This is a genomic window from Nocardia sp. CC201C (genome assembly GCF_030010695.1).
Classification (GTDB): domain Bacteria; phylum Actinomycetota; class Actinomycetes; order Mycobacteriales; family Mycobacteriaceae; genus Nocardia; species Nocardia otitidiscaviarum.
Window position 1 is genome coordinate 1 of the sequence record NZ_JASCXP010000219.1, and the last position, 12,278, is coordinate 12,278.

Annotated in this window: 11 protein-coding genes; 7 read left to right on the plus strand and 4 right to left on the minus strand. The window is 67.2% G+C overall.

All coding sequences use genetic code 11. The features are described 5' to 3' along the window. Positions 1-994: lycopene cyclase family protein (locus QK444_RS21700; protein WP_282783097.1), on the minus strand; the 994-nt coding region annotated here is incomplete at its 3' end. Between the two features lie 102 nt (positions 995-1,096). Between QK444_RS21700 and QK444_RS21705 the strand changes: the two genes are divergently transcribed. The 5 genes from QK444_RS21705 (at position 1,097) to QK444_RS21725 (ending at position 5,643) form a co-directional block, all read left to right on the plus strand. After that, complete coding sequence (locus QK444_RS21705; RefSeq protein ID WP_282783099.1) at positions 1,097-2,020, plus strand: hypothetical protein; 924 nt, start codon at positions 1,097-1,099, stop codon at positions 2,018-2,020. A gap of 62 nt (positions 2,021-2,082) precedes the next feature. After that, positions 2,083-2,652 carry a TetR/AcrR family transcriptional regulator gene (locus QK444_RS21710; RefSeq protein ID WP_282783101.1) on the plus strand — a complete coding sequence of 190 codons (570 nt, stop codon included), beginning with the start codon at positions 2,083-2,085 and terminating at the stop codon, positions 2,650-2,652. Further along, complete coding sequence (locus tag QK444_RS21715) at positions 2,649-3,827, plus strand: NADH:flavin oxidoreductase (protein ID WP_282783103.1); 1,179 nt, start codon at positions 2,649-2,651, stop codon at positions 3,825-3,827. The genes QK444_RS21710 and QK444_RS21715 overlap by 4 nt, the downstream gene beginning before the upstream one ends. Before the next feature lie 106 nt (positions 3,828-3,933). Further along, the gene (locus QK444_RS21720; RefSeq protein WP_282783104.1) at positions 3,934-4,353 is read left to right on the plus strand and encodes a YciI family protein; all 420 of its coding nucleotides are present in this window, start codon (positions 3,934-3,936) and stop codon (positions 4,351-4,353) included. 12 nt (positions 4,354-4,365) lie between these two features. Next, positions 4,366-5,643: a DUF6596 domain-containing protein gene (locus QK444_RS21725; protein ID WP_282783106.1), complete on the plus strand. Its 1,278-nt coding sequence runs from the start codon at positions 4,366-4,368 to the stop codon at positions 5,641-5,643. A 115-nt stretch (positions 5,644-5,758) separates the two neighbouring features. Here QK444_RS21725 and QK444_RS21730 read toward each other — a convergent pair whose 3' ends face one another. The 3 genes from QK444_RS21730 to QK444_RS21740 form a co-directional block, all read right to left on the minus strand. Then, on the minus strand, positions 5,759-6,523 hold the full coding sequence (locus QK444_RS21730) for an SDR family oxidoreductase (protein ID WP_282783108.1): 765 nt from the start codon (positions 6,521-6,523) through the stop codon (positions 5,759-5,761). 126 nt (positions 6,524-6,649) lie between these two features. Beyond that, positions 6,650-7,690, minus strand: coding sequence for a site-specific integrase (locus QK444_RS21735; protein ID WP_282783110.1), 1,041 nt, complete (start codon positions 7,688-7,690; stop codon positions 6,650-6,652). Beyond that, positions 7,687-8,157, minus strand: coding sequence for a DUF4192 family protein (locus QK444_RS21740; RefSeq protein ID WP_282783112.1), 471 nt, complete (start codon positions 8,155-8,157; stop codon positions 7,687-7,689). Before QK444_RS21740 ends, QK444_RS21735 begins: the two co-directional genes overlap by 4 nt. A 1,097-nt stretch (positions 8,158-9,254) precedes the next feature. On the opposite strand from QK444_RS21740, the gene QK444_RS21745 reads away from it, so the two are divergent. Both QK444_RS21745 and QK444_RS21750 read left to right on the plus strand, forming a co-directional pair. After that, positions 9,255-10,727 carry a YiiX/YebB-like N1pC/P60 family cysteine hydrolase gene (locus QK444_RS21745; protein ID WP_282783113.1) on the plus strand — a complete coding sequence of 491 codons (1,473 nt, stop codon included), beginning with the start codon at positions 9,255-9,257 and terminating at the stop codon, positions 10,725-10,727. Beyond that, complete coding sequence (locus QK444_RS21750; RefSeq protein WP_282783116.1) at positions 10,724-11,914, plus strand: hypothetical protein; 1,191 nt, start codon at positions 10,724-10,726, stop codon at positions 11,912-11,914. The genes QK444_RS21745 and QK444_RS21750 overlap by 4 nt, the downstream gene beginning before the upstream one ends. The last annotated feature ends 364 nt before the right edge of the window (positions 11,915-12,278 follow it).

Below are 12,278 nucleotides of genomic sequence, written 5' to 3' on the forward strand. Positions count from 1 at the left end.
CGGGTAGGTCGTCGCGGCCGGAGAGGTACGCGCGCCGCAGCTGCGGTGGCAGCGCGAAGAAGGCGTCGAAGAATACCGGCACCTCCGGTGCGGGGAGGGCGAGCAGGGCGCGCAGGCCCGCCAGCCGCAGGGCATGGACCGCCCGCGCCGATGGCGACCAGAGCGAGTGTCCGGCGGCCAGGTCGTCGGCGGTGTACAGGGCGGTGGCGACGCTGTATCCGGTGGCGGGGTGGGTGAGCGCACCGGCCGCGCCGAAGCCACGGCGGCTCGGTCTACCCCCCTGAACGGGAAACCGGACCCGCTCGACGGGCGCGTCCACGCCGACTGTGATGCCTCGCGAACGCAAGCGGTGGTGCAGCCGGGTGCGGAGTTCGGCGGTGCCGAGAGCAGGGCGGCCCGCCAGACAGGTTTCCTCGAGCAGCATGCTGTGCTCGTTCAGCGGGATCGCGTAGAGGAACGACCGCGGTGCCGCCGCATCCGCGCCATTGTCCGGACGCCAGTCCATGAACAGGGTGTCGAACTCCGGATCGCGATCGACCACCACGCCGAAGGCGGTCTGCTCGGCGCGAGCGGGGGAGCGGGTGAGCCCGCGGGCGTCGACGACGCGTCCGGCGGTGCGGACCGAGCCCGAGGCGAGCCGGACGCTCTCGGTCCGATCACGGTGGGCGGGAAGGATTTCCACGACGCTGTCGGCGACGATCTCCGCCCCGGTCAGGTCCAGGCAGCGTTGCAGGGCCGTCGTGTCGAACACGGAGTAGGCGCGGTGCAGGTCGACGCGGCACAGCGCCCAGGCGGCGGGGTTCACGACCGTCGCCGCGACGGCCGCGGACGGCAGCCAGGGCGGCAGCTCGTCGGCCCAGGCGGCGTAGGTGGCCGTCCATCGCCGGTTCGGATGCGGGTCGACCACGGTGACCGACAGCCCGTGGGCCAGTGCCCGGTGGGCGAGGGCTCGCCCGGCGGGGCCGAGCCCGCAGACGAGGAGATCGCAGCTCACCCGGTGATTGCATCACGGTCCGCACGGAGCGTTCGGTGCGGGCGCGTTTTGTCTGATTCGGTAGGGTCACGAGGTCAGCAGTGATCGGGGAGGAGCAACGCGATGACATACCCACCTGGGCACGACCCGTACGGGTACGGCCAGCAACCGCAACAGGACCCGGCCGGGTGGGGGCAGCCGGTGCCGCCGCCCGGACCCCAGGCGAGTCAGCCGGGCTGGGAGCAGCAGGGTTACCAGCAGCCGGGCTATCAACAACCGGGCTATCAACCGCCGGGATACCAGCAGCCCGAACCTCAGGCCGGGTACCAGCAGCCCGACTTCCAGCAGGGCTATCAGCCGCCCGGCTATCAGCCGATGCCGCCCAAGAAGAACAACGGCCTGCTCATCACCCTAGCGGTGGTCGTGGTGGCCGCGCTGGGCTTGGTCATCGGCGCGGTCGTGGTCGTCACCGGCAAGGATGACGACAAGCAGGCCGCCGCCACCACGACCACCGCCACGGCGACGACCTCCGCCGCCCCCACCACCACGACCCGCACCACCACGACCGCCGCCCCCACCACGAAACCGGCGGCGGGCGCGAAACTCAGCTACACCGAGTACGGCGGCGACTGGAACTTCCGGCTCGGCGATGTGGCCTTGCAGGCGCAGTGGGTGCAGGGCAAGGACGACACCAGTTGCGCCCCCATCGAGGAGAACGGCACACTCACCAATCTCGGCTGCGAGTACGCGGCGGAGCTGACCTGGTCGGCCGAGGGCGGCGACCTCATCCTCACGCAGCTGATCCTGGGCATGGGCGATGCGGCCACCGCGACCGCGGCGGTCGACCAGTTCGACGACGGCGATGTGAAGCTCGGCCCGGGCATGTACGTCGAGCACTGGGAGACGGGTAAGTGGCGCAATGGCAGTGAGAAGGAGTTCCTGGTGATCACCTTCGCCACCGCGACCGCCGCCGTGCCGACCGAGACCGTGGAGAAGTACCTGCGTTACCGCCACAGCGACACCACCGCCGCGCTGCTCTGGCGCTAGCCGCTCCACACGCGTTTCAATCAATGATTGAAACGACGAATGCAACGTGTTTCACTTCTCTCATGGTCGAGAAGACATCCGCGCGGGCGGGTACCCGCGACCGGCTGCTGGCCGCCGCCGAGAAACTGCTGTTGACCGAGCGCTACGAGGATGTCTCGGTGCGCGGGATCTGCACGGCGGCGGGGGCCAATCCCGCTGCCGTGCACTACCACTTCGGTTCGAAGGAAAACCTGGTCGCCGCGCTCATCGAGGATCGTCTCGGCCCGCTGTGGGCCGACCGGCTCACCGATCTGGACACCGAGCACGCCGCGGTGCCGACGGTGGTGGACGCGGTCATCGCGCCGTTCGTGGAGCTCTCGGGCGATCCGGTCGGGCGGCTGCACCTGCGGCTGCTCGCGCAGCTGGTACTGGGCCGGTATCCGATGACGTGGACTCGCCATTGGTTCCACATGGATTCGTGGGTCGGCCTGCTACCCGAACTCACCCCGGCCGACAGTCGCCGTCGCTGGAGACTGGCCTTCGATCTCATCATCAGCCGCTTCGGCACCGACACCACCGTATCGCCGGAATCCGTGGCGGCCCTGCGCGATTTCGTCGTCGCCGGGCTGACATCACCGGGCGGCCGGGCATGACCGAGATCTTCGCACCCGCCCGGCTCGGCCCGATCACCCTGCGCAACCGGGTGATCAAGGCCGCGACCTTCGAGGGCCGCACCCCCGACGCGCTCGTGACCGACGAGCTCATCGCCTTTCACCGCGAAATGGCCGCGGGCGGAGTCGGACTCACCACCGTCGCCTACTGCGCCACCGCACCCGGCGGCCGCACCGACCGGCATCAGATCTGGATGCGGCCCGAGGCGGTACCGGGGCTGCGGCGGCTCACCGATGCCGTGCACGCCGCCGGTGCCCTGGCCAGTGCCCAGATCGGCCACGCCGGGCCGGTCGCCAACGCTGCCTCCAATCGCGCGCCCGCACTCGCGCCCAGCCGCCTGTTCAGTCCGCTCGGCATGCGTCCCATGCACGTCCCGGACGACACCGAGATCCGGGGCATCATCGCCGAACACGCCGCCGCGGCCCGGATCGCCGAGGAGGCCGGATTCGACGCGATCGAAATCCATTTCGGCCACAACTATCTGGTGAGCTCCTTCCTCAGCCCATTGCTCAACCGGCGCAAGGACGGCTACGGGGGCTCGCTGGCCAATCGCGCCCGGCTGGCGCGCGAGATCGCCCGTGCCGTGCGCGACGCCGTGGGTGACCGGCTCGCCGTCATCGCCAAGCTGAATATGGAGGACGGCGTGCGCGCCGGTCTCCGGCTGCCCGAATCACTGCGGGTCGCGGCCTGGCTGGAACAGGACGGCGCGCTCGACGCCCTGGAGTTGACCGCGGGCAGCTCCCTGCTCAACCCCATGCTGTACTTCCACGGCGATGCGCCGCGCCACGAGTTCGCTCAGGTGCTGCTGCCCCCGGCACGCTGGGGATTCCGGCTCATCGGCCGCGGTTTCCTGCGGGAATACCCGTACCGGGAGGCATATCTGCTCGACCGCGCCCGCCAGTTCCGGCGGGAGCTGACCATGCCGCTGATCCTGCTCGGCGGCATCACCAACCACGACACCATGAAGCTCGCCATGTCCGAGGGCTTCGATTTCGTCGCCATGGGCCGGGCACTGCTGCGGGAACCCGATCTGGTGCGGCGCATCGAAGCCGACCGGACCCGGCGGTCGGCCTGTATCCACTGCAATCAGTGCATGCCCACCATCTACTCCGGCACCCGCTGCGTGCTGCGGCTGGACAGCCCGGCAGCGCTGTAGAAAAAATTCGCGAGAAAAATTCGCGGCCGTGTCGATTCGATGTCGCGCCCGTTCGACCTAGGGATGAGAGGGTTCGAGAGGGACCCGCGACACCGAGGAGACAACCATGAAGTACATGCTGATCATGCGCGCCACCGACGAAGGCTTCGCCCGGTTCGCCGAGGTCGACTTCAACGAGATGCTCGAGACCATGGGCCGCTTCAACGACGAGCTCATCCGGGCGGGCGTACTGGTCGCCGCCGAGGGGCTCGACGACCCGGCGGAGAGCGTGGTCGTGGACTACTCGTCGGAGACCCCCGTGGTCACCGACGGACCGTACGGCGAGACCAAGGAACTGTTCGGCGGTTACTACATCCTGAACGTGACCTCCAAGCAGGAGGCCGTCGAATGGGCCAAGCGGATGCCCATGACCGGTCCGGGCATCAAGACCGAGATCCGCCGTGTGCCCAGCATCGACGAATTTCCGCAGGACAACGAGTGGGTCAAGCGGGAGCGGGCCTGGCGCGAAGAGACCGGTCAGCTCTGAGCGTCCGAGCGCATGAGTGAGGTCGCGAGCAGGGAGAGCGTCGCCGCGGTCTGGCGGATCGAATCCGCCCGGATCGTCGGCGCGCTCGCCCGCTACACCGGGGATTTCTCGCTGGCCGAGGACCTCGCGCAGGAGGCGCTGGCCGAGGCGCTGGTGAGCTGGCCGCGCGATGGCGCGCCGCGTAATCCGGCGGGCTGGCTGCTCACCGTCGGCCGTCGGCGCGCGATCGACACCTTCCGCCGCCGCGCCGCCCTCGACGATCGCTACGCCGACCTCGCGCACGGGCTGGGGGAGGGCGGGATCGTCGCGGGCGCGACCCCCGTGGACTCGGAACCGGATATGCCGTGGGATCCCGATCAGATCGACGACGACGTGCTGGCGCTCATGTTCACCGCCTGTCATCCGGTGCTGTCGGCGGAAGCTCGGGTCGCCCTCACGCTGCGGGTGGTCGGCGGTCTCACCAGCGACGAGATCGCCAAGGCGTTCCTGGTACCCACCGCCACCGTGCAGGCGCGCATCACCCGCGCCAAGAAAACCCTTGCGGCGGCGCGGGTTCCGTTCGAGGTTCCACCCGCCGACAAACGGGCAGAACGTCTTGTCTCGGTGCTCTCGGTGGTCTACGTGATCTTCACCGAGGGCTCGTCGGCCAGCTCCGGTGACGACCTGATCCGACTCGACCTCGCCAGTGAGGCACGGCGTCTCGCGCGGGTGCTGGCCCGGCTGGTACCCACGGAACCCGAAACCCACGGACTGCTGGCCCTGCTCGAACTCACCGCGGCGCGCTTCCCGGCCCGCACCGGACCCGACGGCGAACCGATCCTGCTCGAACACCAGGACCGCCGCCGCTGGGACCGGTCCGCCATCCGGCGCGGCCAGGCCGCCCTGGCCCGCGCCGCCGAGATCGGCAGGGGCCTGGGCGCTTTCGGCCTGCAAGCCGCCATCGCCGAATGCCACGCCGTCGCCCCCTCGGTCGAGGAGACCGACTGGGAGCGCATCGTGGTGCTCTACGAGGCGCTGGGCCGCCTGCGCCCGGCCCCCATCGTCGACCTCAACCGCGCGGTCGCGGTATCCATGGCGCACGGCCCCGCCGCCGCCCTCCCGATCGTCGATCAATTGGCTTCGAGCGGAAGCCTTTCCACCTCGCACCTGCTGCCGACCGTGCGCGCCGAACTGTTGGCCCGCCTGGGCCGCACCACCGAAGCGCGCACCGAATACCAGGACGCGATTCGACTGTGCGGCAACGATCGTGAGCGGGCGGTGCTGGAACGCAAACTCGCCGAACTGGTTTGAGCCGCCGCCCGGGGATGCTGATGCCGAGCGCCCGGGGGCACGGGTGGCGAGCCACGAGCGTTCTTCGCGGTTCCGACTCGCCGAGCGATGCCAGCCCCGGCTGCGGGGGCGAACCTCAGATGCCGCCGGTGGACAGCAGTCCGCCGTCCACGCGCACGGTCTCTCCGGTGATCCACGACGCCTGATCCGACGCCAGGAACGCCACCAGCGCCGCCACATCCTCCGGCTTGCCGAGCCGCTTCATCGGATAGGCATTGGCGGCGGCCTCCTCATCGGCCGAGTACAGCGCGTCCGCGAACTTCGTCTTCACCACGCCGGGCGCGACCGCGTTCACCCGAATACGCGGCCCCAACTGCCACGCCAGCTCCTCGGTGAGCCGAATGAGCGCGGCCTTGGACGCACCGTACGCCGCGATCACCCCGGTGGAGCGGATCCCGGCCACGCTGGCCAGGTTCACCACGGCCCCGCCGTTGTCCCGCATCCACGCCTTGTAGGCCTCCTGGATATAACCCAGCGCCGCGACGACATTCACGTCGAAGATCTTGCGCACGGCATCCAGGTCGGCGTCCATCAGCGCGCCGTACACCGGATTGATCCCGGTGTTGTTGATCAGAATGTCGAGCGACCCGAACTCGGCCACCGCCGCAGCCACCTGCTCCGCCCGCGCCCCGGCGTCCCCGGAATTCCCCGCCACCGCGAGCACCTTCCCCGGATGCCCCAACGCCCGCAACTGCTCGGCGGCCTGCTCGAGCGGTTCCGGCTTACGCGCGGTGATCAGCACACTGGCCCCCCGCGACAACAACTCCGCCGCCACCGCATGCCCGATACCCCGGCTCGCCCCACTGACCAGCGCGCCTTTGCCCTTCAGATCATCACTCATGTGACGGCACGCTACTTCTGTCACTCGAGGTGGGCGAACTTGCCCCGGGTTGGGTGGTCATGCAGTCACAGTAGACCGGCCGTGCAAACACATGGAAGAGCAACTTCTGTGCAGTCACATGCGGATTCAGGCTTGCGTGGTCTGAGCGGGGCGATTGGAGTGCGCTAGGGGGTGAGACTGCCCCGAGACAGCGGTCAACGCCTCGGCCACCTCCGGCAACGAGGCCCGGACGTAGGTGTAGGTGGCGCCGTCGATGCGGGTGGGTTCACTGTGTCCGGCGTAGGCGCGGGCGACGGCGTAACCGAACTCGCGCTCGACGAAGGTGAGCGTGGTGTAGCGCAACCAGTGCGCGCTGACTTGCATGGCGGCGGCCCAGGGGAGGTGCTCGCGGAGTCGATTCGACAGGTAGTCGTAGCGGCGACGGCCGACCGGGCGTCCATTGTGATACCGAAGGACCTGTGTGGTCGCCTCCGGCCCACCCCGCCTGCGAACATGTTCGACCAGCCGAGCCATCAGCAGGGGAGAGATCGGCTGCCAGCGTGCGGTCTCGCCTTTCTCGCGCAGCTTGATGAGGCAATCTTCGATGTTGAGGTCGTCGACGGTCAGCGAGAGTACACCGCCCCTGCGGCACGCGGTTTCGATGTGTAGTCGCACGATCAGCGAATCGAGCTCTTGATCGTTTCCTGTTGTGGATGCCACTCGCCCGATCTCTCGGACCTGTTCGAATGTCAGGGCGTGCCGGGTGCTCGGCAGTCTTCGGGGTTTCGCTGCCTTGGTCGCCGGGTTGTCCGACGGTCGAATCAGATTGTCTGCTTCGGCATGTCGGTAAATGCATCGGATCGCAGCCACCATGTTCGCTGCCGCGCCGCGGCCGCCACGGTAATTGGATCGGACTGCGGCTGTGCATCGGCGCTGCTTCACGAGCTTATCGATCTCGGTGGTCGTGGGGGAGTCGAGTGGCCGGTCGGCCCAAGCATCTTCCAGGGCCCGCCAATACGGCTCGTAGCTGTGCACGGTGGTGTCCGGCAGCGCGGCGCGCAGGTGCTCGATGTACTCCGAGAAGGTGGGCACCGATCGCTGGCCGTCACCGCGCTCGGGAAGGTCGTCGATCGTAAGGCCGAGTCGCGACAGAAGACGGAGCGCCGTCGTGACATCGTTGTCTTTCACGGGATGTCTCCCCATGGCGTGGAGCGGAACGACCAGAGCGCCGCTGCCAGAATCCGGGCTGAATAGACGATGAGTCGCGAATAGGCGGGTGCGGCGACAATGAGAACTCGGTCGCCGGGACGCAGAAGGCAGTCATTGACGCCGTATCCGGCCAGCACGGTGTCGGCTTCGAGCGCATCGCGCACCAGCCGGTGGGCCTCGGGGGCGTTGGTCTTGTCATCGCCGGGCTCGATCGAGCTCAGCGCGTCCTTGAACTGCTGTTTGAGATGAGCCAACAGGCCCTCCGATCTGGTATCTGGCGCGCCGCCGCGGCCAGCTGGGACAGCGACCTTGACCGCGTAGCGCTGTCCCGCCTCGTGGTGCAGTGCGACGACGACCAACGAGCGTTCCGGGACGAATCCCAGCATCGCGGGTACTGCGGCGATGAACTGGTCCGGATCCTTCAGTACAGCTTCGAACGACGACACGTGACGGCTCCTCACTGGAGGGACGAGCCCGATAAGCGCACTGAGACAACCAGATACGGGTGTCCGCGCCGCGCCTTCGGGGCGGTGGGCGCAACGCGTCGACACCGGCGGCGTCAGTGGGCGGTCAAGCCGAGAACCTTGCCCTCCGGCCCATCATCGAGCGGTTGGCACCCATCCTGGTCGGCATACGCGGCTTGACCGCCCACGCCGCCGGTGTAGCGTGCGCCCGCCCACCGCCCCGAAGGCCGCGCGACAATAACGCTCCAAGTCGGCCTGAAGTAACAACACCCCACTGGTCGCTCGCCACGGAACCTGCCCGCACGCCGACTGACCGGACCTTGACTCGCACCCTGGCCGACGACCTCGCGCCGCCACCGATTCAGATTCCGGACAGATCCAGATCCGCGAAACGTCACGCTGGCCAGACATTATGTGCAGGTAGCAATCGATTGGTTACACGCATGGTCGAACGCGGCATCAAGCTGGCTCGCAGGTCAACGCAGTGGCTGCGCCACCCGGGTTCGAGAAGATTGGCTGGCCTGGTTGACCTTTCGGGTGTGGCAAGAGTGACAAGCAGTTGCCCATGTGATTCTCTAGTTCCGCGCCGGCAACAGTCTGGCGAACCTGATGAGGTAGAGGGGGGTCTGATGAGAACGTCATTCAGTCCAGCAGAGGGTGAGGCTTCGCGAAGACGCCGCAACCTCCGTCATGTCAGCGCTGTCGGTATGGCTGTGCTCGTGATCGCTGCCGGGACACAGCTCGCTCATGCCCAACCCCCTACCGATAGTCCAACTCCGACGACACCTTCCAGCACACCACCGGCTGCCACCATACCGACGACCACGACACCGGCCCCCGCCACGCCCAGACCACCGGCGACCACCTCACCGGCGCCGCCGAGTATCATCACTCCCTCGCCGTCGACGACCTCTCGGCCGTCACCTCAACCGACCACAGGCCCGCGACAGCAACCATCTGGAGAGCCGTCGTCGACAACGCGTACCTCGCAGGAAGGCTCGTGTCCGGCCGGCCCGCCGGGCGGGCAGAAGGTCAAGCCGGAGACGTGGGAGCCGACCAAGAACCCGAACCGGGAGGTCGTGCCGGGCAAGATGCGCTCGGACTGTCAGGAGATCCCCGACGGGTTCAGCAAGGAAGACGCCGACAAGGCGGAGACCATGGAGGCGCAGTTGGCGTCCACCTCGGGTGAGGTGACCACGTTCGCCGCGCCCGGTTGCCAGGTGTACTGGCCCGCCCCGTATGAAGTGTGCGGCGCGATCCGCGACAAGTACAACTCCCTCGGTGGCCCGAACAGCTTCCTGCTCTATCCCATCAGCAACGAGCTGACCAACCCCGATGGTGTGGGGAAGCGGTCGACGTTCCAGAACGGGCCGATCTACTGGTCGCCGTGGGGCGGCGCGCATCCGGTGGTAAACCATTTCTTCGCAGCCTGGCAGCGCAACGGCTGGGAAGGCGGTGTGCTCGGGTATCCGACCTCCGACGAACTGGTCAACCCCGACGGCATCGGCCGCCGCCAGTACTTCGACGGCGGCACCGTCTACTGGAAGCTCAACGAGGCCTATTACGTCGCGGGCGCTATCCGCGACCGATGGGGTGAGATCGGCTGGGAGCAAGGCCTTCTCGGGTACCCGGTCAGTGACGAGACCGCGACCGCGGACGGAGTGGGCCGGTTCAACCGCTTCGACAACGGCTCGATCTACTGGCACCCTGGCACCGGCGCCTATGAGGTTACTGGACAGATCCACGATAAGTGGGCCGCCGAGGGGTACGAGACCGGACCGCACGGATACCCGATCGAGCCTCCGCGCCCGGTCGACGGTACGGTTCGCTTCGTCCAGCAGTTCCAGCACGGTGAGATCAGCGGCTACGCCGACGTGATCGCGCAGATCGCTGATTTGCTGCAGATCGGCGATCTCGACGAGATCTATCGGACGGGCAAGGAAGTGATCGAAGAAGCCGGCATGGCGACCGACGAAGGGTTCCATGCAGTCCTCGACCGTGTGCAAGGCTCCTACGACGAGGTGCAGGAGATCTCCGATGGCGGCAACAGCACCAACTGCGACTTCGTCCCGCCGGGCAACGACCGGACCAACCGCGGTGATGTCTTCTTCTCCGACGCGACGTCCTACCGGGTTGCCAATCACGGGCACAACGGCATATTCGTCAGGAATGACCACACCGGCGGCACCGGCGATATCTGGACAGTGGAGGCGGTGAACGAAGAGTTGGGTGTCCGGCTGCTCAAGGGCGACGCCCGCAAGGGCGTGTGCCGACCGATCTACCTGTCGGTCAACACCGATAACGCGACCCGAGACGCGGCCGCAGCGTTCGCCGAGCAACAGGTCGGCAAGGGCTACAACGGCAACTTCCTGCTCACCCGGACGCAGGTGTACGACGACTCCTACAACTGCTCCCAACTGGTGTGGGCTGCCTACAAACACGCCTCCGGCGGCGGTCTCGACATCAGCGAGCGCTACCCGTACCAGCCACCCAACTTCGGCGTCTATCCGATCGACATCCTCAAATCGCACAACACCCGGAGATTCGAGTGACACCCTCCACCCGTCTCAAGCTCGCGGCGGGCGCGGCCGCAGCTGTCATCGCGATCGCTGCGGCCGGTACCTACGTCTACTTCACATACCGTGGTGAGGACGGTCCGCCCTATGCCGGCCCGCAGGATTGGGTCGCGATCTCCGCGGAGTTGAACCCACCGATCAATCGCCACGATCAGGTCAGCCTGCTCACAATCTCGGGTCGCGGCCAAACCACGCTCGCGGGCGAGTATCCGATCGCGTTCGAACCGACGATGGAGCGCCTCGGAGATGGGTTCGCCTTCCCCGCCGGCGATCGGATCGTGGTCGTGGACACGGCGTTGCGCGAGGTGTGGAGCACCGGTCTCGACAGCGGCGCGGTGCTGACACGATCAGCGGCCTCACCGGACGGCACCGAAGCGGTTTTCGCGTTCAACGTCGGCATGGACAACAACGAGATTCGGCATCTGCTGGTCCGAGTGTCGTCGTCCGGTCAGGCGTTCCGGGAGTATGTCGAAGGCGATATCTCCGGGCTATCCATCTGCCGGACCGGTGAGGTTCAATGGCTCGCCGCGGCCTACAGTGCGAGCCCATCGACGGTGCGACTGAATCACTGGACCGCCGACGGAGTCCAACTCGGCCATCCATACGACACCGGGCCGACGATGGCGCGATCGCAAAGCTCGGTGTTGTGCGGTGACACAGCGGAACTCGATCGGGGATACGCGATCGTGCCCGCCGATTCCACAACCGACTACCGGATCATCGAGATAGCGAGCGACAGCGGACCCCACCCTCTTTCCGACAGGACGGTTCCCCGGTTCCCCGGTGACATCCAATCGAAGTCGTGGGGGGTCCACGACGGCGTGCTGTACTGGGTGACCAGAGAGGGCAGCCTCGTCTCGGTGAGCCTGACAGGGGAGCCCCGAGCGAGGTCTATCGATCTCCCGATCGATGGTGATGTACCGATTTCGGCGACCTTCGAAGGCGGGACCGCCTACATCGTCCACTATCCCAACGACGACCGGTCAATGCTCAGGATGAGCGAATTCGACCTCGATCGCGGGATATGCAAAGGCGAGACGCTGGAGTTGGCCAACTGGCGATACCAATCCACGCTGGCGAGCTTGCGGCGCGGGGACTCCAGCTTCATCACGATCACCAGCATCCTCCCGACCAACCGCGCGCACACCGTGAGGTGCAGGTAGCGGCGAGGCAACCAGCATGTGCGAGCGGTTCGGAGGGAACTCGAGGGGCAGATGTTCGGACGTGCCAGATCGACCAGCTCCGCACGCGAATTGTGTTCTGTAACTGCGCAGTTCGATCGGTCCGAGTCGTGGAAGCGTGCCAGATTCACGGTTCGGCCGCGTCTTCCATATTCGTGGCCACGCCGTCATGCTTTGCCTGCACACGCCTGCACGGTGGTGGGAATACGAAGGGCTCCAGGGCCGGTGGCCCGCTGGGTGATCCGGCCGTTGCTGATAGAGATCGCGGCTTCGGTGTCGTCATCGATCGGGGCGATCCCGCAACTGGAGGCGAGCTCGCCTGGTTCGTCGAGGACGATCTGCAGCG

Excerpts from the sequence above, each read along its gene's own strand:
- QK444_RS21705 (WP_282783099.1), top strand. The coding sequence starts at position 1,097 with ATGACATACCCACCTGGGCACGACCCGTACGGGTACGGCCAGCAACCG.
- QK444_RS21730 (WP_282783108.1), bottom strand. The coding sequence starts at position 6,523 with ATGAGTGATGATCTGAAGGGCAAAGGCGCGCTGGTCAGTGGGGCGAGC.
- QK444_RS21715 (WP_282783103.1), top strand. The coding sequence starts at position 2,649 with ATGACCGAGATCTTCGCACCCGCCCGGCTCGGCCCGATCACCCTGCGC.
- QK444_RS21720 (WP_282783104.1), top strand. The coding sequence starts at position 3,934 with ATGAAGTACATGCTGATCATGCGCGCCACCGACGAAGGCTTCGCCCGG.
- QK444_RS21725 (WP_282783106.1), top strand. The coding sequence starts at position 4,366 with ATGAGTGAGGTCGCGAGCAGGGAGAGCGTCGCCGCGGTCTGGCGGATC.
- QK444_RS21710 (WP_282783101.1), top strand. The coding sequence starts at position 2,083 with ATGGTCGAGAAGACATCCGCGCGGGCGGGTACCCGCGACCGGCTGCTG.